Origin of the sequence: Pseudoduganella umbonata, from assembly GCF_014192225.1 — a bacterium.
Taxonomy (GTDB): domain Bacteria; phylum Pseudomonadota; class Gammaproteobacteria; order Burkholderiales; family Burkholderiaceae_D; genus Rugamonas; species Rugamonas umbonata.
The window spans coordinates 285803-310134 of the sequence record NZ_JACHXS010000006.1; the positions used below are offsets into that span (position 1 = coordinate 285803).

At 68.6% G+C, this 24332-nt stretch carries 19 protein-coding genes; 16 read left to right on the top strand and 3 right to left on the bottom strand.

The genetic code is table 11. From position 1 onward, the window contains the following. Nucleotides 1-46 precede the first annotated feature (46 nt). The 8 genes from FHS02_RS17445 to FHS02_RS17480 all read left to right on the top strand — a co-directional run bounded on the left by FHS02_RS17445 (nucleotide 47) and on the right by FHS02_RS17480 (nucleotide 10553). The gene (locus FHS02_RS17445; protein WP_137313689.1) at nucleotides 47-1228 is read left to right on the top strand and encodes an ABC transporter substrate-binding protein; all 1182 of its coding nucleotides are present in this window, start codon (nucleotides 47-49) and stop codon (nucleotides 1226-1228) included. A gap of 37 nt (nucleotides 1229-1265) precedes the next feature. After that, on the top strand, nucleotides 1266-2141 hold the full coding sequence (locus FHS02_RS17450) for a branched-chain amino acid ABC transporter permease (RefSeq protein ID WP_137313688.1): 876 nt from the start codon (nucleotides 1266-1268) through the stop codon (nucleotides 2139-2141). Further along, nucleotides 2138-4783: a branched-chain amino acid ABC transporter ATP-binding protein/permease gene (locus FHS02_RS17455; RefSeq protein ID WP_371861463.1), complete on the top strand. Its 2646-nt coding sequence runs from the start codon at nucleotides 2138-2140 to the stop codon at nucleotides 4781-4783. The genes FHS02_RS17450 and FHS02_RS17455 overlap by 4 nt, the downstream gene beginning before the upstream one ends. A 12-nt stretch (nucleotides 4784-4795) precedes the next feature. Next, complete coding sequence (hpxZ, locus tag FHS02_RS17460; protein WP_137313687.1) at nucleotides 4796-5215, top strand: oxalurate catabolism protein HpxZ; 420 nt, start codon at nucleotides 4796-4798, stop codon at nucleotides 5213-5215. Next, nucleotides 5205-6788 (top strand): gamma-glutamyltransferase family protein, encoded by a 1584-nt coding sequence (locus tag FHS02_RS17465; RefSeq protein WP_137313686.1) that lies wholly within the window; start codon nucleotides 5205-5207, stop codon nucleotides 6786-6788. Before hpxZ ends, FHS02_RS17465 begins: the two co-directional genes overlap by 11 nt. A gap of 7 nt (nucleotides 6789-6795) precedes the next feature. Continuing rightward, nucleotides 6796-7791: a bile acid:sodium symporter family protein gene (locus FHS02_RS17470; RefSeq protein ID WP_371861479.1), complete on the top strand. Its 996-nt coding sequence runs from the start codon at nucleotides 6796-6798 to the stop codon at nucleotides 7789-7791. A 262-nt stretch (nucleotides 7792-8053) separates the two neighbouring features. After that, nucleotides 8054-8695 carry a glutathione S-transferase family protein gene (locus FHS02_RS17475; RefSeq protein ID WP_137317376.1) on the top strand — a complete coding sequence of 214 codons (642 nt, stop codon included), beginning with the start codon at nucleotides 8054-8056 and terminating at the stop codon, nucleotides 8693-8695. A 211-nt stretch (nucleotides 8696-8906) separates the two neighbouring features. Beyond that, entirely contained in the window at nucleotides 8907-10553 is a 1647-nt protein-coding gene (locus FHS02_RS17480) for a DUF5060 domain-containing protein (protein ID WP_175424788.1), read from the top strand. A gap of 74 nt (nucleotides 10554-10627) precedes the next feature. Here FHS02_RS17480 and FHS02_RS17485 read toward each other — a convergent pair whose 3' ends face one another. After that, nucleotides 10628-11494 carry a MipA/OmpV family protein gene (locus FHS02_RS17485; RefSeq protein WP_137313683.1) on the bottom strand — a complete coding sequence of 289 codons (867 nt, stop codon included), beginning with the start codon at nucleotides 11492-11494 and terminating at the stop codon, nucleotides 10628-10630. Between the two features lie 111 nt (nucleotides 11495-11605). On the opposite strand from FHS02_RS17485, the gene FHS02_RS17490 reads away from it, so the two are divergent. Next, the gene (locus FHS02_RS17490) at nucleotides 11606-12601 is read left to right on the top strand and encodes a formylglycine-generating enzyme family protein (RefSeq protein WP_217496926.1); all 996 of its coding nucleotides are present in this window, start codon (nucleotides 11606-11608) and stop codon (nucleotides 12599-12601) included. Nucleotide 12602: 1 nt separating this feature from the next. On the opposite strand, the gene FHS02_RS17495 is transcribed toward FHS02_RS17490, so the two are convergent. Then, nucleotides 12603-14021, bottom strand: coding sequence for an arylsulfatase (locus FHS02_RS17495; protein ID WP_137313682.1), 1419 nt, complete (start codon nucleotides 14019-14021; stop codon nucleotides 12603-12605). 164 nt (nucleotides 14022-14185) lie between these two features. Here FHS02_RS17495 and FHS02_RS17500 point away from each other — a divergent pair, with 164 nt between their 5' ends. The 7 genes from FHS02_RS17500 (at nucleotide 14186) to FHS02_RS17530 (ending at nucleotide 23063) form a co-directional block, all read left to right on the top strand. Continuing rightward, nucleotides 14186-15808 carry a mechanosensitive ion channel family protein gene (locus FHS02_RS17500; RefSeq protein WP_137313681.1) on the top strand — a complete coding sequence of 541 codons (1623 nt, stop codon included), beginning with the start codon at nucleotides 14186-14188 and terminating at the stop codon, nucleotides 15806-15808. Nucleotides 15809-15937: 129 nt separating this feature from the next. Further along, nucleotides 15938-16189, top strand: coding sequence for a hypothetical protein (locus FHS02_RS17505; protein WP_137313680.1), 252 nt, complete (start codon nucleotides 15938-15940; stop codon nucleotides 16187-16189). 69 nt (nucleotides 16190-16258) lie between these two features. Further along, on the top strand, nucleotides 16259-16816 hold the full coding sequence (locus tag FHS02_RS17510; RefSeq protein WP_137313679.1) for a glutathione peroxidase: 558 nt from the start codon (nucleotides 16259-16261) through the stop codon (nucleotides 16814-16816). 85 nt (nucleotides 16817-16901) lie between these two features. Beyond that, nucleotides 16902-17837 carry a nucleoside recognition domain-containing protein gene (locus tag FHS02_RS17515; RefSeq protein ID WP_137313678.1) on the top strand — a complete coding sequence of 312 codons (936 nt, stop codon included), beginning with the start codon at nucleotides 16902-16904 and terminating at the stop codon, nucleotides 17835-17837. A 190-nt stretch (nucleotides 17838-18027) separates the two neighbouring features. Beyond that, nucleotides 18028-19548 carry an aldehyde dehydrogenase gene (adh, locus tag FHS02_RS17520; RefSeq protein ID WP_137313677.1) on the top strand — a complete coding sequence of 507 codons (1521 nt, stop codon included), beginning with the start codon at nucleotides 18028-18030 and terminating at the stop codon, nucleotides 19546-19548. A gap of 13 nt (nucleotides 19549-19561) precedes the next feature. Continuing rightward, on the top strand, nucleotides 19562-19960 hold the full coding sequence (locus FHS02_RS17525; protein ID WP_137313676.1) for a DUF779 domain-containing protein: 399 nt from the start codon (nucleotides 19562-19564) through the stop codon (nucleotides 19958-19960). A gap of 79 nt (nucleotides 19961-20039) precedes the next feature. Further along, nucleotides 20040-23063 carry a glycoside hydrolase family 2 TIM barrel-domain containing protein gene (locus FHS02_RS17530; RefSeq protein WP_175424787.1) on the top strand — a complete coding sequence of 1008 codons (3024 nt, stop codon included), beginning with the start codon at nucleotides 20040-20042 and terminating at the stop codon, nucleotides 23061-23063. A 30-nt stretch (nucleotides 23064-23093) separates the two neighbouring features. Here FHS02_RS17530 and FHS02_RS17535 read toward each other — a convergent pair whose 3' ends face one another. Continuing rightward, nucleotides 23094-23807, bottom strand: a complete 714-nt coding sequence (locus tag FHS02_RS17535; protein ID WP_137313674.1) for a DUF4198 domain-containing protein — start codon at nucleotides 23805-23807, stop codon at nucleotides 23094-23096. Nucleotides 23808-24332 lie beyond the last annotated feature (525 nt).

Below are 24332 nucleotides of genomic sequence, written 5' to 3' on the forward strand. Positions count from 1 at the left end.
CATTGCTGTGGGACGACCGCATTTTTTCCTACAGGAGTTTTCCAGCATGAACATGTCACGCAGGGTCTTCATCGCCACCGCCTCCGCCATCGCGGCCTTCCACCTGGCTGCGCCCGCCCAGGCGGCCGAGCCGATCAAAATCGGGCTGATGACCGCCCTGTCGGGCCAGTCCGCCCGTTCCGGCGAAGCGATCACGCGCGGTCTGACCATCGCCATCGACGAGATCAATGCCAGTGGCGGCCTGCTGGGCGGACGCAAGCTGGTGCTGGTGCGGCGCGACGACGAATCGAATCCCGCCAAGGGCGTGGTGGCGGCGCGCGAGCTGATCTTCCGCGAGAAGGTGGCGGTGCTGTTCGGCGGCCTGGATACGCCGGTTTCGCTGGCCGTGGTGCCGCTGGCCAACCAGGCCAAGATTCCGTTCATGGGCGCGTGGGCCGCGGGCACGGGCATCACGAAGAATGGCACCGAGCCGAACTTCGTGTTCCGCGTGTCGGCGGTGGACGAGATCGTCGACCAGGCCATGCTGGACTATGGGCTGAAGACCTTCAACGGCAAGAAGTTCGGCATGATCCTGGTGAACAATCCGTGGGGCGAATCGAACGAGAAAGGCCTGCGCGCCGCGCTGCGCGAGAAGGGCATGGCGCCGGTCGGCGTGGAGAAATTCGAGGGCAACGATGTCGACGTCGTACCGCAGCTGTCGCGGCTGAAGGCGGCCGGCGCCGATACGCTGTTCATGGTCGGCAACGTGGGACCGTCGGCGCTGGTGGTGCGCTCGCTCGACCGCATGGGCTGGAAAGTGCCGATCGTGTCGCACTGGGGACCGCTGGGCGGCCGCTTCACCGAGCTGGCCGGACCCAGCGCGGCCAATGTGCACTTCGTGCAGACGTACAGCTTCTTCGGCCAGCAGTCGCCGGTCGGCGCCAAGGTGATCAAGGCGATGATGGCCAAGTACCCGGACGTCAAGGGACCGGAGAACATCACGCCGGCGGTGGGTGTCGCCAATGCCTACGACGGCATGCAGCTGGTGGCCAGGGCCATCGCCAAGGCCGGCACGACGAATGGCGACGCGGTGCGCAAGTCGCTCTACCAGATCGACGAATACGCGGGACTGATCAAGACGTACAAGAAACCGTTCGCGCCCGGCGTGCATGATGCGCTGAGCAAGGACGACTACGTGTGGGCCCGCTTCGTCGGCGAGCGCATCCTGCCGGTGGGCGTGAGCCAGTGAAACCGCGGTCCCCGATAACCTTCACAAGGAAGATGCCATGCTCCTGTCCGCACTGATCAGCGGTATCGGCCTCGGCAGCATTTACGGCCTGATGGCGCTGGGCTTCTACCTGACGTACGCGGTGTCCGGCACCGTCAACTTCGCCCAGGGCAGTTCGATGATGCTGGGCGCGGTGCTGACGTTCATGTTCGCCCAGACGCTGGGCTGGCCGCTGGTGCCGTCCATCGTGCTGGCGCTGGCCCTGTGCGCGCTGTACGGGCTGCTGGTGGAATGCATCGCGGTGCGGCCGTTCGTCAGCCGCGGCTCCGATGCGTGGCTGATGGCCACGGTGGCGCTCGGCATCCTGCTCGACAACCTGGTGATGTACGCGTTCGGCAAGGAGCCGCGCAACCTGCCGTCGCCGCTGGCGGTGACGCCGCTGCAGTTCGGCGGCACGGGCCTGGGCGTGTATCCGCTGCAGGTGCTGATTCCCATGATCGGGCTGGCGCTGGCGGCCCTGCTGCATATGGTGTCGCGGCGCACCCGCTGGGGCACCGCCATGCTGGCCGTCACGCAGAACCGCGATGCGGCGCGGCTGATGGGCATCCCGATCCGGCGCGTGGTGGCGGCGGCGTTCGCGTTGTCCACGCTGCTCGCCGGCGTGGCCGGGGTGCTGGTGGCGCCGCTGTTCAACGTGCATGCCGACATGGGCACGCTGTTCGGGCTGAAGGCGTTCGCCGTCGCCATCCTGGGCGGCATCACCAGCGCCTGGGGCGTGATGATCGCCGGCCTGCTGTTCGGCATCGCCGAGGCCCTGATCGCCGCCACGCTGGGATCGGGTTACACGCAGCTGCTGATGTTCGGACTGGTGATCGCGGTGCTGGCGGTCCGTCCCGATGGCCTGTTCGGCCGCGCACAGGTGAGGAAGGTATGAAGAGAGACTTGAAATTGGGCGACCTGAAGCTCGGCGACCTGAAATCCGGGAATCTGAAACGCGGCGACCGGAAGTTCGCCGGCAAATCGTCCGCCGCGGCGCCCGCCGCCGTCGCGCCGCTGCGCCAGCGCGCCTGGCTGCCCGGCACGCCGGGGCAGGTGGCCGGCGTCCTGGCCATGCTGGTCGCGGGCATCGTGCTGGCGCTCACGCTGAATGCGTACCATGCCTTCGTGCTGGCCAGCGTGGCCCTGCTGGCGATCGTCGGCTTCGGCCTGAACGTGCTGATCGGCCTGGGCGGCATGATGTCGTTCGGCCATGTCGGCTTCTATGCACTGGGCGCCTACACGGTGGCCATGCTCACCACCGGTGCGGGCTGGAGCTTCTGGCTGGCCTGGCCCGCCGGCGTGGCGGTCGCGGCATTCGCCGGCGGCCTGCTGGCCGTGCCGGCCCTGCGCGTGCGCGGCCCCTACCTGGCGATGGTGACGATCGCGTTTGCATTCATCGTCGAACACGGCATCGTCGAGATGCGCGACCTGACGGGCGGCCAGAACGGCATCATGGGCATCGCCGCGCCCGCGTTCGGCAGCCTGGAAACGGAGCGCACGGTGGCCATCCTGGCGCTGCTGGCGGCCGTCGCGGCGATGTGGGTCTGCGCGCTGCTGGCGCGCGGCACGTGGGGCGCCGCCATGCGCGCGGTGCGCGACAGCGAAACGGCGGCCGAGTCGCTCGGCATCGATCCGCTACGGGTCAAGGCGGCGGCGTTCGTGTTCTCGGCCGCGCTGGCCGGCCTGGCGGGCGGGCTGTTCGCGCCGCTGTCCGGGTTCGTGACGCCGCACAGCTTCAACTTCCCGCTGTCGATCCTGTTCGTGCTGGTGGTGATGATCGGCGGCGCCGGTGCCATCGCCGGGCCGCTGATCGGCGCCGTCATCGTCGGGCTGCTGCCGGAGTGGCTGGCCAGCCTGGAGGAATTCCGGCTGCTGTTCTTCGGCGCGCTGTTGCTGGTGGTGCTGCTGGTGGCGCCGGGCGGCGCGGTGGGGCTGCTGCAGGGACTGGCGCGCCGCGTGCGGCCCGCTGCTGCGCGCCCGGCGGCAATCGCCTTGCCACCCATGCCGGACGTGCCGGCCGGCGAAGCGATCGCCGTGCGGGACCGGCAGCCGCTGCGCGCCAGCGGGCTGGCCATGGTGTTCGGCGGCCTGCGCGCCGCGTCCGGCATCAGCCTGACCGTGCAGCCCGGCGCGCTGACCAGCCTGATCGGGCCGAACGGCGCGGGCAAGTCCACCGTCATCAACATGCTGACGGGCTTCTATCGGCCGACGGAAGGGCAGATCACCGTCGGTGACGTTGCATGCGGCGGCCGCCCGGCCTTCCGCTTTGCGCGGGCCGGCGTGGCGCGCACGTACCAGACCTCGCTGCTGTTCGGTTCCCTGACGGTGCTCGACAACGTGACGCTGGCCATGACGGGCGGACGGCTCGGCGGCTTCCTGGGCAGCGCGCGGTGCGCGGCGCCGGCCGCGCGCGAGCGGGCCGCCCGGCTGCTGGCCTTCTGCGGCTATCGCGGCGACCTGGCGACGCCGGCCTCGGGGCTGGCGCACGTCGACCGCCGGCTGGTGGAAATCGCCCGCGCGCTGGCCACAGATCCCGACATCCTGCTGCTCGACGAACCGGCCGCCGGCCTGTCGCGCGAGGACAAGGGACGCCTGGCCGAGCTGCTGACGCGCGTGGCGCGGGCCGGCATCGGCGTGCTGGTCGTCGAACACGACATGCCGCTGGTGATGGGCATCTCCGACCGGATCGTCGTGATCGACGCCGGCAAGCCGCTGGCCGAAGGCACGCCCGCCGAGATCCGCGACGATCCCGCCGTGCGCCGCGCCTATCTCGGCGAGGGCGAAGGCGTGCCCGCCCTGGCCGCCTCGGGCAGTGCCCGCCACGCCGGCGCCGAACTGCTGGGCATCGGTGCGCTGAGCGCCGGCTATGGCGCCGCCCCCGTACTGCAGCAGGTCGACATCCAGGTGCGCGAGGGCGAGCTGGTGGCGCTGCTGGGTGCCAACGGCGCGGGCAAGTCGACGCTGATGCGCGCGCTGGCCGGGCTGCACCGGCCCGTGCAGGGCGGCATGCACCTCGACGGCGTGGCGCTGGACGGCATGAGCGCCGAGCAGGTGGTGCGGCAGGGCCTGATCCTGGTGCCGGAGGGCCGCCAGGTCTTCCCTGAACTGTCGGTGCTGGACAATATCCGGCTCGGCGCCTTCCGCTGCCCGGCCGGCACCGAGGCGCGGCTGGAAGCCATGCTGGACAGCTTCCCGCGGCTGCGCGAGCGCGCCCACCAGCGCGCCGGGCTGCTGTCCGGCGGCGAGCAGCAGATGCTGGCCATCGCCCGCGGCCTGATGGCGCAGCCGCGCGTGCTGCTGCTGGACGAACCGTCGCTGGGCCTGGCGCCGAAAGTGATCGAGGACCTGTTCGCCGTGCTGGACCGGCTGCGCGGCGAAGCGCTGACGATCCTGCTGGTGGACCAGATGGCGTCGCTCGCGCTCGCGCTTGCCGACCGCGCCTATGTGCTGGAAGGCGGCAAGGTCGTCGCGCAAGGCACGGCGGCCGACATCGCCGGCGACAGCGCCCTGGCCAAGGCCTACCTGGGCGGACATTAACCAAAGGATTTCATGGAACACGCTATCAACCTGCCCGCCGTCCACGCCGAAGTCGCGGCGGCCTTCGCCCGCTACGAGCTGGCGCTGACGGGCAACGACCTCGCCACGCTGGACGACCTGTTCTGGCACAGCGAACACACGATCCGCTATGGCGCCGCCGAGAACCTGCACGGCCATGCGGCCATCCAGGCATTCCGCAAGGGGCGGCCGGCGGCGGGGCTGGCGCGCAGCCTGCGCCACACCGTCATCACGACCTATGGCCACGATTTCGCCACGGCGAACACGGAATTTAGCCGCGAGGGTTCGGCAACAGTCGGGCGGCAAAGCCACACCTGGCTGCGCACGGAGCAGGGCTGGCGCATCGTCGCCGCCCATGTTTCCGTGATCGAAGCGCCGCAGGCCCGGCAAGCGGAGGCCCATCATGCTGCGTAGCCGAACCTGTACCGGCGGCATGGTCACCGCGCCGCACCACCTGGCCGCGCAGGCCGGCGCCGCCGTGCTGCGCGAGGGCGGCAATGCGATCGAGGCGATGGTCGCGGCGGCCGCCGCCATCGCCGTCGTCTATCCCCACATGAACGGCATCGGCGGCGACGGCTTCTGGCTGATCGCCGAGCCGGGGCGCGAACCGGTGGCCATCCGCGCCTGCGGCCCGGCCGCCGGCCTGGCCGATACGCATTTCTACGCGGCGCACGGCGACACGGCCATCCCCACGCGCGGCCCGCGTGCCGCGCTGACGGTGGCAGGCGCGATCGGCGGCTGGGACGAGGCGCTGCGCCACGCCCGCGCCGCCGGCGGCCGTATGCCGCTGTCGCGCCTGCTGGAAGACGCCATTGCGCACGCCCGCAACGGCGTTCCCGTCACCGCGTCGCAGGCCGCGCTGGCACTGTCGAAAAAGGCCGAGCTGGAGGCGCAGCCGGGCTACGCCGCCACGTATGCGCCAGACGGTCCGCCCGCCCTGCACGCGATCCAGCGGCAGGAAGCGCTGGCCGCCACGCTGGCGCGCCTGGCCGAGGCGGGACTGGACGATTTCTACCGGGGCGACGTGGCGCGCGCGCTGGCGTCCGGCCTGGAGCGGGTGGGTAGCCCGCTGCGCCTGGCCGACCTGGAGGCTTACCGCGCACGGTCGCTGGCGCCGCTGAGCGTGCAGCTGCGCGCGGGCCGCGTGTACAACCTGCCGCCGCCCACGCAGGGTGTGTCCTCGCTGATGATCCTGGCGCTGTTCGACCGGCTGGAGGTGGCGCGTGCCGAGGGGCGTGAGCACGTGCATGGCCTGGTGGAGGCGACCAAGCGCGCCTTCATCCTGCGCAATGCCCACGTGGGCGACCCCGGCCGCATGCCGTTCGATCCGGCCGACTGGCTGCGCGAATCCGATTTAGCGCGGGAGGCGGCGTCGATCGACATGGCGCGCGCCGCGCCGTGGCCCCATCCGGCGAAGCCGGGCGACACCGTGTGGCTGGGCGCGGCCGACCGCGATGGCCGGGTGGTCAGCTACATCCAGAGCATCTTCTGGGAATTCGGCAGCGGCGTGGTGGCCGGCGATACGGGCGTGCTGTGGCAGAACCGGGGCGCCAGCTTCACGCTGGAGGACGGACCAAATGCACTGGGACCGGGCCGGCTGCCGTTCCATACCCTCAACCCGGCGCTCGCGCGGCTGGCCGACGGCCGCACGCTGGCCTACGGCACGATGGGCGGGGAAGGGCAGCCGCAGACGCAGGCGGCCTTCTTCACGCGCCACGTGCTGTTCGGGCAGGACATGCAGGCCGCCATCGACGCGCCCCGCTGGCTGCTGGGCCGCACGTGGGGCGCCGCGTCCACTAACCTGAAGGTGGAGTCGCGCGTGGCACCGGAAGTGATCGGGCAGCTCGCGGCCAGCGGCCACGAGCTGGAAGTGGTGGGTGCCTGGGAGGACATGATGGGCCATGCCGGCGCCGTGGCCTTCCATCCGAACGGCATGATCGAAGGGGCCACCGATCCGCGCGCCGACGGCGCCTGCGCCGGAGCCTGACATGAAGCTGCCACGTCCAAACTTCGACCGCTTCAAGCTCGACCGCTTCACGCTGGCCATGCTGGCTACCGTTGCCGTCGCCAGCCTCCTGCCGTGCAGCGGCGCGGCCGCGCAAGCGTTCGGCCACGTCACCCATGCCGCCATCTGCCTGCTGTTCTTCCTGCACGGCGCGCGGCTGCCGCGCGAGGCGGTGGTGGCGGGCATCGTGCACTGGCGCCTGCACCTGACGGTACTGCTGTGCACCTTCCTGCTGTTTCCGGTGCTGGGCCTGGCGCTGCGGCCGGCGCTCGAACCATTGATGACGCCGGAACTGTACGTCGGCATCCTGTTCCTGTGCATGCTGCCGTCCACCGTGCAGTCGTCGATCGCATTCACGGCGGCCGCGCGCGGCAACGTGCCGGCGGCCATCTGCAGCGCGTCCGCCTCCAACCTGCTGGGCATCGCCCTCACGCCGCTGCTGGTCGGACTGTTCGTGGCGGGCCACGCCGGCGGCGGCGGGATGGGCGACGCCGCGCTGAAGATCGCGCTCCAGCTGCTGCTGCCGTTTGCCGCCGGCCAGGTCGCCCGGCGCTGGATCGGCCCATGGGTGGCGCGCCACCAGAAACTGGCACGCGCCGTCGACCAGGGCGCCATCCTGCTGGTGGTCTATACAGCCTTCAGCGAAGCCGTGGTGCAGGGCGTATGGACGCGCCTGACGCCCGGCGCGCTGGCGGGACTGCTGCTGGTGAACGCGGTGCTGCTGGCCCTGGTGCTGGGCACCACCGCGTGGCTGGGCCGCCGGCTCGGCTTCGGCCGGGCCGACCGCATCGCCATCGTGTTCTGCGGCTCCAAGAAAAGCCTCGCCAGCGGCGTGCCCATGGCCAAGGTGCTGTTCGCCGGCGGCGCACTGGGCGGCGTGATCCTGCCGCTGATGCTGTTCCACCAGTTGCAGCTGATGGCCTGCGCCGTGCTTGCCCAGCGTTACGCGGCGGCAGGCGGCAAGGCGGCGGAGGTGAAGGCGTAGTGTTCTGAATTCGCGGCAGGCGCGGCAATGGAAATGCGTGAAAACCGGTGTCCGACACCGAACAGCCGGTGTCCGACACCAGTCCGTTTAGCGGCGGTTCAATCGTGCGCTGTCCCGCAACGGCAACGCAGGGCCAATCGGGCGGGCCGCACTCTCATTTATACTCGTCGTCGAACGGCTGGTGCGGGTTGCCGGTCCGGGCCGGTAGCAGTCCGGCACCGGCGCCCGCCCGCTGGCCGGTTTGCCGACGAGGAGACGCATGATGACCATTACCATTACCGCCTTCGAACATTCGCCCGACGGCGGCAAAGGACTCGCGCGGGACATGCGCGTGCGCTGGGCGCTGGAGGAAACCGGGCAACCGTACAAGGTCCGCCTGGTGGCCAACCAGGCGATGAAGCAGCCGGCCCACCTGGCGCAGCATCCGTTCGGCCAGATCCCCACCTACGAGGAAGGCAATCTCGTGCTGTTCGAGTCCGGTGCGATCGTGCTGCACATCGTCGAACGCCACGCGGGGCTGCTGCCGCACCACGCCAATGCGCGGGCCCGCGCGATCGCCTGGCTGTTCGCCGCGCTCAATACCGTGGAACCGCCGATCCTCGAACTGTCCACCGTCACGCTGCTGGAACGCGACCAGCCCTGGTACGCCGAGCGCCTGCCGATGGTCGAGGCAAGGGTGCGCGACCGCCTGGACCTGCTTTCCAGCCGCCTGGGCGACGCCGAATGGCTCGACGGCCCGTTCAGTGCCGGCGACCTGATGATGGTGTCGGTGCTGCTCAGGTCGAGGTCGTCGGGCATCCTGGACGAGTATCCGAACCTGGCCGCCTACGTCGCCCGCGGCGAAGCCCGGCAGGCCTACCGGCGCGCGTTTGCCGCGCAGCTGGCCATCAATGCGCGCGCATAGCCGGCACGCATGATTGGCACGCTGCCCGGCCCTGATCGATCACGCCGTTGATCGTCGCGCGTCGGCGCTTGAGTTCGGTGCATGGCTCTGCTACGGTGGCAAGGTCATCAGACAACCTGCTGCTGAACGATAAAACGGAGACATCCACGGCATGGCACGACCATTCCCGCCGGGCTCGGCAACGCACGGGCACGTACGGACGAGCACCCGCTTGTCCGCTCATCGGCTTGCTCATCGGCTCACTTGCCTCCTGGCATCGCTGCTGTTCGCATGGACCCTGTGCGCGCCCGCCGCCGCCCAGGAGCGCGTGGAACAATACGGCGTGCATGAAGTCGTCCTGAAAGGCAAGGACGCCGGCAATCCGTTCATCGACCTGGAACTGACCGCCACCTTCACGCGGGGCGGCGAAAGCTTCACGCCGGAGGGCTTCTACGACGGCGACGGCACCTACCGCGTGCGCTTCATGCCGCCCAGCGCGGGGCAGTGGACCTATGTCACGCACAGCAACCATCCGGACCTGGACGGCAAGAAGGGGGCGTTCACCGTCGTGAAGGGGGCGAACAGGGGGCCGGTCCGCGTGGCCAACACGCATCACTTCGCGCATGCGGACGGCACGCCGTTCCTGCCGTTCGGCACCACGATCTACGAGTGGGCGTTCCAGCCCGAAGCGCAGAAGCTGGAAACGCTGGCCACGCTGAAGAAGGCGCCGTTCAACAAGGCGCGCATGCTGGCCGTGCCGCCGTACAAGCCCGGCTACCTCGACGGTCCCGGCAAGCTGACCGACTTCCCGTTCGTCGGCACGGCGCGCGACAACTTCGACTTCTCGCGCTTCAATCCCGCGTACTTCCGCAGCCTGGAGCGCGACGTGAAGCGGCTGTCGGACCTGGGCATCCAGGTCGACCTGATCCTGTTCCGGCCGTACGACAAGGGCCAATGGGGCTTCGACACGACCAGCGACGCGGTCAACCAGCGCTTCGTGCGCTACATGGTGGCGCGCTTCGCCGCGTTCCAGAACATCTGGTGGAGCCTGGCCAACGAGAACAGCTACATCCGGCACCTGACGGACGAGGATTTCGACCGCTACTTCCAGATCGTGCGGAAGTACGACCCGTACAACCACCTGCGCTCGATCCACAACGCCGACCGCATCTACGACTACAACAAGCCGTGGGTCACGCACGTCAGCCTGCAGTACTACAACGCCGTCAAGGTGTTCGGCGTATCGCCGATGCTGCGCGACATGTACCGCAAGCCCATCGTGCACGACGAGATCAACTACGAGGGCAATTCGCCCAGCCGCTGGGGGCAGCTGTCGGGCGAGGAGCTGACGCGCCGCTTCTGGGTCGCGCTGGTCGGCGGCGCCTATGCGACCCACGGCGAGGTGCTGGACTCGGGCAAGGCGCGCGGCTGGATCGCCGGCGGCGGCCACCTGGCGGGCACCAGCCCGGAACGCATCGGCTTCCTGCGCAAGATCGTCGAAACCGGTCCGAAGGGCGGCCTGGCGCCGATCGACCAACTGTTCGTGATGAACGCCGCCGGCCAGGCCGGCGAATACTATCTTTACTATTTCGGCGACGACAGGCCCACCGAATTCCCGTTCGTCCTGCCCGTCAAGGCCTTGCGCAAGGGGATGAAGTTCAGGGCCGACATCATCGACACGTGGAACATGACGGTCACGCCCGTGCCGGACACGTTCGAGATCGGCGAGCCGCCCCGCTACCGCGTGGCCGACGTGGACAGCCGGGTCATCAGGCTGCCGGGCAAGCCATACATGGCGCTGCGCATCCAGCGCGTCGGCGAAATGCCGAAGACCGCCCCAAAGCCGGCGCCCGGCGCGATCGTCGAGGAAGAGTTATAGGCTGCCTGTCTCGCGCGATGGCTTCGATGAGGCGGCGCATGCGTTGCCGTATGGCGTCAACTGGCGCGCAGTGCTCATTCCCAGGCCCGCGCCGCGGACCGGTGGATCGTCCACGTGAATCCGGCGCCCACCGACACCCCGCTGGTCTTGCGGAACAGCGGACTGTCGCGGTTGGCCGCGTGGCTGTGGTTGTCGTAGCGGGTGAATCCGAACACGCGCCAGTCCGGCGTCAGCCGCCGCGACAGGCTCAGGCCCAGCCGCGTCATCAACAGGCCGCCCGAGGCCTGGTACTCCGGGCGCGCGGCGGTCGCATATTGCGGCGCCACGTCATAGAAATACGCGTTCAGCCGCGCATTGCCGAACACCGCACCCACGGTGGCGTCGGCCTGCCACTTGCCGGTGCCGTCGCCGGTCTCGAACACCATCCGCGGTTCGAACACGAGGCCGCGGCGCTCGAAGCCATTCCTCAATTCCAGCGGCATGCGCAGCGGCAGTTCCAGCCGCAGGCGGCTGTTCGGCGAAGGTTCCGCCAGCAGCACTTTCAGGCGCGGCCCGAACTCCAGCAGCGAGTTCAAATCCGGCATGCCCTCGCGTGCTTCCACGTCGTCGGAACGAGCCGGCAGCGACAGGGCGAAGCCCAGATCGAGTTCCACGCGGTCGCTGTTGATCAGGCGCGCGCTGACGCCGGAACGGTCGGCGCGGATGATCTTGCCGCGGTAGATCACCAGCGGCAGCACGAGCCCGCGCGCGGAGCGATCGTCCGCGCCGGGATACGCCGGCGTGGAAGCTGCGCCGCCGAACACGCCGACTTCCCACAGCGGCAGGTCCGGGGCCGGGACCGGAGCCTGCTGCGCGGCAGCCGGCGCCATCACGGCGAGGCAGGTCCAGAAAGAGGTCAACAGGGAAGTGGCTAGCGAGGTCGATACTGGATGGCTGGGCATGGGCGGTCGCGGGCTGATGACGATGCCGGCACATTACCATGCGCGGACCGTCTGTAGTAAGGGAAGCGTGCCGCCCTTATACTCGGGTTTTGCCTTCGTAGCCGACCGCGCATGACGACCAAGCCCACGACTCCCGCCGCGCCCGTGAAACCCTGCTGCGCCGCATCGCGCGCCGGCACCAGTGCTGCGGCGATAGCGGAGCCGCCATCATCGCCGTCGCCTTCCACTATGGCGGCACCGCGGCGCGCCGCGGTCCTGCTGCCGGCCGCCACTTTCCTGATGGGAACCGATTACGCCGGCGCCAATCCGGGCGACGGCGAAGGCCCGGTGCGGCCGGTCTCGCTCTCGCCGTTCTGGATCGATGCCCATCCGGTGACGAACGCCGATTTCGCCGTGTTCGTCAACGCCACCGGCTACGTCACCGAGGCCGAGCGCTTCGGCACCTCGTTCGTGTTCCAGGGGCAGATCCCGGACGAACGCTACGGGGAAGTGGTCGAGGATACGCTGGCGGCGGCGCCCTGGTGGTGCCTGGTGCGGGGCGCCGCGTGGCGCACGCCGGAGGGCCCCGGTTCGTCGATCGACACCCGCATGGCGCATCCGGTGGTGCACGTTTCCTGGAACGACGCGATGGCCTATGCGGCGTGGAGCGGGGCGACCCTGCCGACCGAGGCGCAGTGGGAATATGCCGCCCGCGGCGGCCTTGAACAGAAGCTGTACCCGTGGGGCGACGAGCTGGCGCCGCAGGGCCGGCACCTGTGCAATGTGTGGCAGGGCGAGTTCCCGGTGCTGGATACGGGCGACGACGGCTTCACCGGCACCAGCCCGGTCGACGCGTTTCCGCCCAACGGCCATGGCCTGTATTCGGTCACCGGCAATACCTGGGAGTGGTGCGCGGACTTCTGGAGCACCGGATTCAGCGCCGCGCCGGCCCGGGATCCGCAAGGCCCTGAAGGTCTGGATCGCGGCACCGCGCGCGTGATGAAGGGCGGTTCCTTCCTGTGCCACGCGTCGTACTGCAACCGCTACCGGCCCGCCGCGCGCACCATGAACACGCCGGACAGCGCGGCCTCGAACATCGGCTTCCGCTGCGCCAGGCCGGTCGCGTGAACTAGCCCTTGACGGGTTCGGGCGCCGGGTCCGGGTATTCGACGGAAGCCACGTGTTCGCGCGCCATGCCGTCGGCCATCAGCTTCACGATGTCCGGATGCCGGTCGGCGATGTTCCTGCTTTCCTTCGGATCGCGTTCCAGGTCGTACAGTTCCAGCGGCCCGCCGCGCTTCATGCGCAGCGCCTTCCACTTGCCCCAGCGCGCCACCTGGCGGAACTCCGGGTCGTAGAACTCCCAGTACAGGAAGCGCTGTTCACCGGAGCGCTGCGCATCGGCCAGGAACGGCTTCAGGCTCACGCCATCGCTTTTCTCGCGCGGCGCGCCGGCCAGGTCGAGCGCGGTGGGCAGGAAGTCGGGGAAGTACACCGGCACGTCGGTGACGGCGCCGGCGGCGACCTTGCCCGGCCAGCGCACGATCCACGGCGTGCGGATGCCGCCTTCGTACATGTCGCGCTTGTAGCCGGTGAGGCCGCCGTTCGAATCGAAGAAGTCGGCGACCCGGGTCTGCTGCGTCGTCGGTTCCGAGCGCGGCCCGTTGTCCGAAGCGAAGAAGACCACCGTATCCCTGTCGAGGCTTGAGGCGGCCAGCTTGTCGAGCAGCTGGCCGATGCCGAGGTCGAGATAGTGGATCATCGCCGCATAGGTCTTTTCATCGTCCGACCAGCCAGCCCGGTCGGCATACGGGCCGAAGTCGGGCGCGGTGAACGGTGAATGGGGACTGTTGTAGGCGGCGTACAGGAAGAACGGATGCGATTTGTGCCGTTCGATGAAATCGATCGAATCGCCGGTGATCATCGCGGTGTCGTAGCGGCCGCGCTTGCCGTTCGCGTTCTCGGGGATATCGACGAGCGTGTCGCCGTGCATGCGCTGCGCCGGCCAGTAGCCGTGGGTGGTCTCCAGCGGCGTCAGCCAGCCCTTGAACTCGTCGAAACCGAACTGGATGGGCGTGGCCTGCGTCTCGAAGCCGTCCAGGTGCCATTTGCCCATCAGGCCCGTGCGGTAGCCTGCATCGCGCAGGTACTGCGCCACCGTCCTGTCTTCCGGCAGCAGGTTCGGGCGGCGCCACAGCTGCTTGCCTTTTCCCTTCGTGCCCAGCTTGCCGCCGGCCAGCGCCGTGTTGTCGCGGATGCGCGCGTGGCCCGTGTGCATGCCCGTCATCAGCGAGCAGCGCGACGGCCCGCACACCGGCGCGCCCGCATAGGCCTGCGTGAAGCGCATGCCCTCCCTGGCCAGGCGGTCGATATTGGGCGTGGCGATGCGGCGCTGGCCATACACGGCCGTGTCGCCATAACCCATGTCGTCGGCCAGGATGAAAATGATGTTGGGGCGCCGGGTACCGGACGGCGGCGCAGCAAGGGCGGAGGCCGAAGCGGTGGCGATGGCGGCCAGCGCGCTGGCGATGAATTCTCTGCGGATCATGTGGTTTCCTCGTAGCGCACGAGCTTAGCATGTGAAAAATCCACGGTTGCTCAAGTTGTTGAGCATTGGTAAAGTTTCCAAGTTGGCAACTGTGCGGCTGCCTGCCGGCAACGATGTTAAACTTTACATCTTGACAAGTAGTAGCCGAAGGAGGCGTCCCACGCATGCGTTATATTTTCCGTAGCCTGATTTTCCTGCTGTTTTCGCTGGCCAGCCTTCCGGGCCACGCCCTGTTTGCCAAGCCTCCCGCACCGACCGCCGTCGTCATCCAGCCCGACCCGCTGGGCCGCGAAACGCCGCGCGCGATGGTGTCCGGCCTGATCGAGGCTCTTGCCGAGCTGGACTACGACCGCGCCGCGCTGTATTTCGACATACCCGCCGTGAGCAGCAACCGGCAGCGCATGCAGGCGATCGGCCAGGCGCGCGGTTTCCATGCGCTGCTCGACGATGGCGGTTCGCTGCGGCCCTTTGCCGCGCTGTCGAACGAAGCCGGCGGCTCGCTCGACGACGACCTGCCGATCGACCAGGAAGCCATCGGCGAAATCACCGTGAAGGGCAAGGCGGTGCCGGTGCTGCTGACGCGCGGCCAGGATGGCGAGCGGCAGGTATGGCGCGTCTCGAAGGAAACGCTGTCCCAGATCGCCGCCGCCACCGGGCGCATGACCGCCGCGCAGGAGGCGGAGCAGGCGGCGCAGGAGAAGGAATTCGTCGTTGCCGGCGCGCCGCTGAAGGACTGGGCGATCCTGGTGGGGCTCGGCGTGCTGGTCTTCGGCGGCCTGTGGATGCTGGCGGCGCTGCTGGTGGCGGCCGCGCGCCGGCTGGTGGCCGATCCGGCGGCCAATGCCATGTACCGGTTCGTCGAGGCGGCGCTGCCGCCGCTGAGCCTCCTGATCGCTGTCGGCATCTTCTATAACTGGGCGGACCGGCTACCCGTCGCCATCGTTGCGCGCCAGACCCTGCTGCGCTACGCCGGCATCGTCGCCGTGATCGCCGTGGTCTGGTTCGGCCTGCGGCTGGTCGACGCGGTCGCCGAACTGGCCATCACGCGCATGCAGCGGCGCGGCCGGCGGCAGATCGTTTCCGTCATCACGCTGGCGCGCCGTACCGTCAAGGTCCTGCTGCTGCTGTTTTCCGGCATCGGCATCCTCGACACGTTCGGCATCGACGTCACGACCGGCATCGCGGCGCTGGGCATCGGCGGTATCGCGCTGGCGCTGGGCGCGCAGAAAACGGTGGAAAACCTGGTCGGCAGCGTGACCGTGATCGCCGACCGCCCGCTGCAGGTGGGCGACTTCATCAAGGTCGGCGACGTGGTCGGCACCGTCGAGGACGTGGGCATCCGCTCGACGCGCATCCGCACGGGCGAACGCACCGTCGTGACGATTCCCAACGGCGACCTGTCGGCCCGCCAGATCGAGAACTTCGCCGCGCGCGACCGCTTCCTGTTCAATCCCGTGATCGCCGTCGACCATGCCACGCCGTCGGCGAAGCTGAAGGAGGCGATCGCCATCGTCCAGGGCGTGCTGGCCGAGCACGAACACATCGCCGACGGCGCCCGGGCCCGGCTCGGCAGCATCGGCGAGCGCTCCTTCAACATCGACGTGTTCGCCTATATCGACGTGCGCGAGTTCGACGTGCAGGTCGTCATCCGCGAAGCGCTGCTGCTGGCGATCTACGAGCGCCTCGAGGCGGCCGGCATCGACCTGGCGTTCCCGAACCAGACCATCCTGCTGTCGGCGGGCGGCGAGCGGGCACCCGCCGAACTGGCGGAGGAACTGCCCCGCTGACGGGCGCACGGATCGGGCATGTATCGGGTGCCATCGCGCAACATCGTGGCCGCTTCCGCCATGCAAAAGTAGTCAATTTAGTTGATTGCGCGTAAGATGTCGGGTCCCGTCCAGAAGCCACCACGTACCATGAACAGCGAAGCCACCACCGTCAGGGAAGCCATTGCCCTCGTCCTGCGCGCCTGCCGCGCAGCGATGCCGTTTTTCCTCAGTATCGAAACGTGGCTGATGGTGGCCGTGGCCGCCGCCACCGTCGGCGGTTTCTGGCTGGCGTTCATGGGCGACCTGCGCAGCCTGCTCGTGTTCGGCGGCGCGGTCGGCTATCTCGTGCTGCGCTCGGTGCTGCACGCGAAACGCATTCTCGGCTGGCCGTTCGTCTGAAGTACTGGCCTTGAAGCACGCGCCGGCGTGCGCCGGTACAATGGCCTTTCAGACAACGAAAGGACTTCCATGACCGCAACGCATGAAGCATTGGCCGACATCCCCCTGAAACGCATCGACGGCACCGACGACACGCTGGCCGCGCACCGCGGCAAGGTGCTCCTGGTCGTCAACGTCGCCTCGAAGTGCGGGCTGACGCCGCAATACGCGGGCCTCGAGGCGCTGTACCAGGACAAGCGCGCGCAGGGCCTCGAAGTGCTGGGCTTCCCCGCCAACGACTTCAAGGGCCAGGAACCGGGCAGCGACGAAGAGATCAGTTCGTTCTGCTCGCTGAACTACGACGTCAAGTTCCCGCTGTATTCAAAGATCTCCGTGCTCGGCGACACGCAGCATCCGCTGTATGCCGCACTGGTCGCGGCGCAGCCGGAAGCCACCGGCGACGGCCCGTTCCGCGAAAAGCTCACGCAGTACGGCGTGCACCCGGCACGCAAGGAAGACGTGCTGTGGAACTTCGAGAAATTCCTCATTGGCCGCAACGGCGACGTCGCCGGCCGCTTCGCGCCGGACGTCACGGCCGACGATCCGCGCCTGGTGGCCGCGATCGACGCCGAACTCGCCAGGGCGTAAGCGTCGTGGTGCCGCGCCGCGAAGTTTTCGCGCGCGGCTTTTGCACGCGCGGACCTCGCGCACTTTCCAGCGTTCCCCGCATGCCATGGAACTGATCGACATCGTGCTGAAGGCGGGCCGCTCGGCCGTCGAACTGTCGCTGTTCATCCTGCTGCCCATCATGGTCGTCATGCTGTGCCTGATGCGCCTGCTCGAAGCACGCGGCGTGATGGACTGGGTGGTGGCAAGGCTGGCGCCCGTGCTGAAGCCGGTCGGCCTGACGGGCCTGAGCGTCTTCGCCGCGCTGCAGATCAGCTTTGTCAGCTTCGCCGCGCCGATCGCCACGCTGGCGATGATGGAACAGCGCGGCGCGTCCGACCGCCACCTGGCGGCCACGCTGGCGATGGTGTTCGCCATGGGCCAGGCCAACGTGATGTTCCCGATGGCCGCGCTGGACCTGCGTCTGGGCTTCGCGCTGGCGGTATCGCTGGCCGGCGGCCTGCTCGCCGCCGCGGCGACGTACTACGGCTTCGGCCGCGGCCTGTCCGGCGCCGAGAAACCGATGGACGAGACGCTGAAGCATCCGGTGGCCGAAGACGGCAAGGGCATCCTCGACGTCATCAACCGCGCGGGGGCGGAAGCCTTCAGGATCGCCGTCGGCGTGATCCCGATGCTGGTGCTGTCGCTGGTCGCCATCACCATCCTGCGCGGGGTCGGGCTGTTCGCCTGGCTCACCGGCCTGCTCGCGCCGCTGCTGCAGGCCGCCGCCATCGATCCCAGCCTGGTGCTGCTGACGCTGACCAAGGCGCTGGCCGGCGGCACCGCGGTGTTCGGCCTGCTGGACGACATGCACCGCGAGGGAACCGCCCATGCTGCGCTGGTCAACCAGAGCGCGGGCTGGCTGATCCACACGATGGACGTTCCCGGCGTGGCCATCCTGATTTCCGCCGGCAAGCGCGTGGCGAAGGTGTGCGCGCCCGCCGTCCTCGGCGGCTGCATCGGCATCGGGGCGCGCACCGTGGCGCACGTTCTCCTGGGCTGATCGCTGCCCCATAGCCGTCGGGCCGGCACCACGATGTACCGCGCCGCATTGTTGAGCTGCTCCGTTGTGGAATAATCGTCCGGTGACGTCCAGCCGGCGGCAGACCGGAAACAGGGCGCCGCGGCGCTTGCGGGCACTGCATCACGCGCAAGCGTTCCCTTACTTCCACAGAGAAAGCACAGGAGACGACATGAATCTTGCCGACATCAGCAAACTGGGCGTTGCCAACCCGTTCCGCGAACGCTACGACAACTACATCGGCGGCCGCTTCACCGTGCCGGTGAAGGGCGAATACTTCGCCAACGTCACGCCGATCACGGGCCAGCCGTTCTGCGAGGTGGCCCGCTCGTCGGCCGAAGACATCGAACTGGCGCTCGATGCCGCCCACGCGGCCCGCGAAGCGTGGGGCAAGACGTCGCCGGCCGAACGCGCCAACATCCTGAACCGCATCGCCGACCGCATGGAGGAGAACCTGGAGCTGCTGGCCACCGCCGAGACCATCGACAACGGCAAGCCGATCCGGGAAACGACAGCGGCCGACATCCCGCTCGCCATCGATCATTTCCGCTACTTCGCCAGCTGCATCCGCACGCAGGAAGGCGCGATCTCGACGATCGACGACGAAACCTACGCCTATCACTTCCACGAACCGCTGGGCGTCGTCGGCCAGATCATTCCGTGGAACTTCCCGATCCTGATGGCGGTATGGAAGCTAGCCCCCGCGCTGGCCGCCGGCAACTGCGTGGTGCTGAAACCGGCCGAGCAGACCCCCGCCTCGATCATGGTGCTGGCCGAACTGGTCGGCGACCTGCTGCCGGCCGGCGTGCTCAATATCGTCAACGGCTACGGGCTGGAAGCGGGCAAGCCGCTGGCATCGTCCAAGCGCATCGCCAAGATCGCGTTTACCGGCGAAACCGCCACCGGCCGGCTGATCATGCAGTACGCCGCGCAGAACCTGATCCCCGTCACGCTGGAACTGGGCGGCAAGTCGCCGAACATCTTCTTTGCCGACGTGATGGATGCCGACGACGATTTCTTCGACAAGTGCCTGGAAGGCTTCGCCATGTTCGCGCTGAACCAGGGCGAGGTGTGCACCTGCCCGTCGCGCGTGCTGGTGCAGGAATCGATCTACGAGAAATTCATCGAACGGGCGCTGGCGCGCGTGGCGAAGATCCGGGCCGGCAATCCGCTCGACGCGAACACGATGATCGGTGCCCAGGCATCGCAGGAACAGCTGGAGAAGATCCTGTCCTACCTCGACATCGGCCGCCAGGAAGGCGCCGAGGTGCTGGCCGGCGGCGAACGGGCCGTGCATGAGGGCGACCTGTCGGGCGGCTTCTACGTGCGGCCCACCGTGTTCAAGGGCGACAATAAAATGCGCATCTTCCAGGAGGAGATCTTCGGCCCCGTCGTCTCCGTGACGACCTTCAAGGACGAAGCCGACGCGCTGCGCATCGCCAACGACACGCTGTACGGCCTGGGCGCCGGCCTGTGGACGCGCGACGGCGCCCGCGCCTTCCGCGTCGGCCGGGCCATCCAGGCCGGCCGCGTGTGGACCAACTGCTACCACCTGTACCCGGCGCACGCCGCGTTCGGCGGCTACAAGCAGTCGGGCATCGGCCGCGAGAATCACAAGATGATGCTCGACCATTACCAGCAGACGAAGAACCTGCTGGTCAGCTACAGCCCGAAGGCGCTGGGCTTCTTCTGAAGCCGCCGCTGCCATGGGGACTTCGATCGCACGCGTGACCGCGACGCCCGCCGCGCTGGCCTTCATCGGCGAGCTGCGGCGGCGCCACGGCGCGCTGATGTTCTTCCAGTCCGGCGGCTGCTGCGACGGCAGCGCGCCGATGTGCTACCCGCACGGAGAGTTCAACCTGAGCGACACCGACGTGCACCTGGGCGACCTGGATGGCGCGCCGTTCTACATGGGCATGGAGCAGTTCGCGTATTGGGAGCATACGCAGCTGATCATCGACGTGGTCGCCGGCAACGGCGGCATGTTCTCGCTCGATAACGGTACCGGGCGGCGTTTCCTCACCCGTTCGCGGCTGTTTACGGACGAGGAGTGCAGGCAGTTGCAGCGCGAGCCGCCCGGCGCGCGCAGCCGATCATCGGCGTGAGTGATTGACGGGCGAGGGCGCATGGCGTGGCGAAAGCCGCCAAGATATGCGTCCTCGTGCCACTTTCATTCGACCGCCGATGAACACCCGCCAACGCACCGTCCCCGCCTTCCTGCTCGTCTTCCTGCTCGTCTTCCTGCTCGCCACGCCGTTTTCCGACACACTCGCCGGCACGCCCGCCATCGCCGCCGAAGCGCATGCGCCGCGCGATCCTGCGTTCATCCGCTCGCTGAACGGCGACTGGGCTTTCCGCTACGTGCCGGGCCTGGAGGCCGGCGGCGACGCCGGCTTCGTTGCGCCGCAGTTCGACGTGGCGCGGTGGGACACGATTGCCGTTCCCGCCAACTGGGAACTGAAGGGCTTCGCCGAACCGTCGTATGCCGACGAACTGAAGGAAGGCCTCGGCCTGTACCGCCGCACGTTCGCCGTGCCGCCGGACTGGCGGGGCCGGCGTACCTTCCTGCGTTTCGAAGGCGTGGCGTTCGGCTACGAAGTGTGGGTGAACGGCACGAAGGCCGGTGAATCGACGGCCAGCGCGTTCAACCGGCATACCTTCGACGTCACCGAACTGCTGCGCGACGGCGGCGACAACGTGCTGGCAGTGCGCGTCACCACCAGGCCGCACGGCTTCGAGTTCGACCTGAACGACGACTGGTCGCTGTCCGGCATCTACCGGGACGTGACGCTGTTCTCGGTGCCCGAAACCCACGTGCGCGACCTGGCCGCCACCACGAAGCTGGGCGCCGGCGGCGCGGCCGAACTGACGGTGGCGGTGGCGCTGAGCCGTCCCGATGGCGACGTGCGCGCGCAACTGTACGGGCCCGATGGCCGCCTGGCGGGCGAGGCGGCGCTTGCACGCAGCGGGGAGCAGGGTAATGCCGGCACCATCCGCGTGGCGAAACCCAGCCTGTGGACCGCCGAGACGCCGTCGCTGTACCGCTTGCGGGTCACCGTGTCGGCGGGCGGCAAGCCGGTGCACGTCATCGAGGAACGCGTGGGCCTGCGCGAAGTCTCGATCGCCAACGGCGTGCTGCTGCTGAACGGGCGGCCGATCAAGATGCGCGGCGTGAACCACCACGACCTGGAGCCGCGCCACGGCCGCGCCATCACCGTGGAGCAGATGCGGCGCGATATCGAACTGATGAAGAAGGGCAACGTCAACTACCTGCGCACGTCGCACTACCCGCCGGACCCGCGATTGCTGGAACTGTGCGACGAACTGGGCATGTACGTGATGGACGAAGTGTCGATCGGCCACGGCGAGAAGAACCTGGAAAAGCCGGAATACCGCGCCAATATCCTGGCGCGCGTGGCGCCGACCATCGGGCGCGACAAGAACCGGCCGTCGGTGCTGGTCTGGAGCATCGGCAATGAAAACCCGATCACCGAGGCCGAGCTGGAAGCGGCCCGGCTGGCCAAGTCGCTCGATCCCAGCCGGCCGGTGACGATCCCGAAGATCGGCAGCTACTTCGCCGCCAACCACGGGAAGATTCCCGCCTCGGTCGAACTCCATGCGCCCCATTACCCGACCAATGCGCGCATGGCCGACTACGCGGCAAAGCTGGACCGGCCCACCATCTTCACCGAGTATGCGCACGCGCTGGGGCTGGCGACCGACCGCATCCAGGATCAATGGGACATCATCCAGAAGCACCCGGTATTCGCCGGCGGCTCGATCTGGCATTTCATGGACCAGGGCATCCTGCGCAACAGCGCGCAGCCCGTCGATACCGGCAAGCCCACCCAGCTGGTTTGGCTGAACGAACAGCAGTACTTCGACACGCATGGGCTGGACGGCGCCGATGGCGTGACCTACGCGGACCGCACGCCGCAGTCCGATTTCTGGCAGATGCGCAAGGTCTATGCGCCGGTGCAGATCGCCGAACGCCAGGCCGCCGTGCGCCCCGGCAGGCAGCTGGTCGCGCTGACGGTCGAGAACCGCCACGATTTCCGTTCGCTGGCCGGGATCACGCTGCATTGGGCGCTGCGGCGCAACGGCAAGGCGGTCCAGCAAGGGAAGGCAGCGCCGAAGGCGCCGGCGCGCGGCACGGAGACGGTGCGCATCCCGGTCGAGATTCCCGCCGACGCCGCCGGCGACGTGCTGGCGCTGGAAGTGCGCGCCGTCGACGAGGCGGGCATGCAGGTCAACGAACGGGTGGTCCGGCTGGACCTGCCGTCCGCATCCCTGCACCGGGCGCTCGACGGCGAACTGGCATCGCCGGCTGGCGAAGCGCTCCGGGTCGGCGAGACGCACGCGGAGTTCAAGGTCACGGCGGCGCAATGGATCCTGACGGTGGGCCGCCATTCGGGCAACCTGACAATCACCGACCGCGATGGCCGCGTGCTGGTGGCGGGCCTGTATCCGCATACCGGCCGGCGGCCGACGATGGCCGAACAGCTGAACGGCAAGGAGGGCGGGCTGTGGCATGCCACGGCGCTCACGGCGCTGCAGCAGGCCAAGGTCATCCTGACGCGCGAGGGCAATGGCGTGCAGGTGGAGGTGGCAGGACGCTATCCGAAGCCCGGCGCCGACGACGAGGCGCTGGCGGGCGGCTACCGGCTCGATATCGATGCCAATGGCGCCATCGCCGTGCGGTATGCGTTCAGGCTGGATCATGCGAAGGGCACGCTGTCGGAGGCGGGACTGTCCATCGCCGCGCCGGCCAGCCTGGGCGAATTCCGCTGGATCGGCCAGGGGCCGCATGCCGGCTATCCCGGCAAGGACCGGCTCAATGAGTTCGGGCTGTTCCACCTGAACGAGGCCGACCTGCGTTTCCGCGGCAACCGCCGCGAAACGGAAGTGGCGGCGCTGACGACGGCCGCCGGCGCGGGCTTCGTCGTCGCGATGCCGGCCGGCGACGTGGCGGTCGAAAGGGAAGGAGGGCGGATCCTCGTCAGCCACAATGCGCTGATCGGCAGCCTGGGCAACAAGCTGACGAAGCCGGAAGTCGCGCTGCCGGTCGCCGGCATCGCCGAGATCGCCGGCACGTTCCGGCTCTACCCCGTTTCGCCGGCCTGGCCGGCGCCGCTGGCGCGCTGGTTCGGCAAGCCGGCCGGCGCCACGGACGTGTACCGGCCTTTCCATCACAGCTATGACCAGTAGGCAGCCGCGCAGGGTGGCGCGGCATCGGTATCAGTGCGCCGCCTCGGGTGCCATGACCGGCCCGGCCGGCAGCGCGGCCAGGCCCTTCGGCTGGCTGACCGTCAGCGACGTCACGTAGCTGGCGCTCGCATAGGCCTTGCCGGCACGCTCGCCGCCGGCCTTGTCGGTGTGCTCCGTCTCCAGCACGTACACGCCGCGCCACGGCAGGTCGAACTGCACCGCGCCCTGTTCGTCGGTCGTGGCTTCCTTGGCCCAGCCGCTCGGCACGATGGCATTCACCGCCACCTTCGGCAGCGGCTGCCCTTTGTAGAACACCTTGAACTGCCCGGCCTTGCCGGTCGGGACGATGTCCAGCGCCAGCTTCGGCGCCTGTGCGGCGAAGTTCGTCACCAGGCGCGCGGCGGGAATCCACACATGCGTGCTGACCTTGCCGTTCTCGGTGGTATCCCACGACGGGTAGTTCGCTTCCTCGGCCACGATCGATTCGCCGACGGCCGGCACGGCGGACAGCACGAAGCCTTTCGCGGTCTTGTCGGCCGTCAGCGCGCGCTCGCCCGCGGCACCGATCAGCGTGGCGGCCGGGGCCACGAACTTGTCCAGCAGGCCAGGCGTGGTTTCGCGCTGGTTCAGGGCGAACTCGCCGAACTGCAGCTTGACGGTCTTGCCGTCCTGTTCCAGCCAGACGTGGTGGGCGTGGGCGGCCGGGGCGGCCAGGAGGGCGAGGGAGAGCAGCAGTTTGTTCATGGGGCCTTGGGGAGGGTTGTGGTGGGCAGCTATTGTAATGCGAATCATTCGCATTGACAAATGGGCGCGGGGTTGCGCAAGTTAGATGTCGCAAATGGCGGTGGAGCGGCAGGGGTCTGTCCCCGCCAGTCGATACTGCATACCTCCAGTCGTCGGCTCGTATCAAGGGGACTGACCCCGGTTTTTGTCAGCAACACTGCTACACAAGCAACACCGGGGTCAGTCCCCTTGATTGAGGCCGGCAACTGGGGCGGTGGTCGCGGACTGGCGGGGACAGGAAGGAGTACTCCCGTGCACGGGAGTACCGCTGCGCAGGCGCGGAGTGTACTCCGCGAAACCCCTGCTTCGCCCCCTGCAACGCGACTGCTATCTGCGACATCCTATGCAGGGAAACCGGGGTCAGTCCCCTTGATTGAGGCCGGCAACTGGAGCGGTGGTCGCGGACTGGCGGGGACAGGAAGGAGTACTCCCGTGCACGGGAGTACCGCTGCGCAGGCGCGGAGTGTACTCCGCGAAACCCCTGCT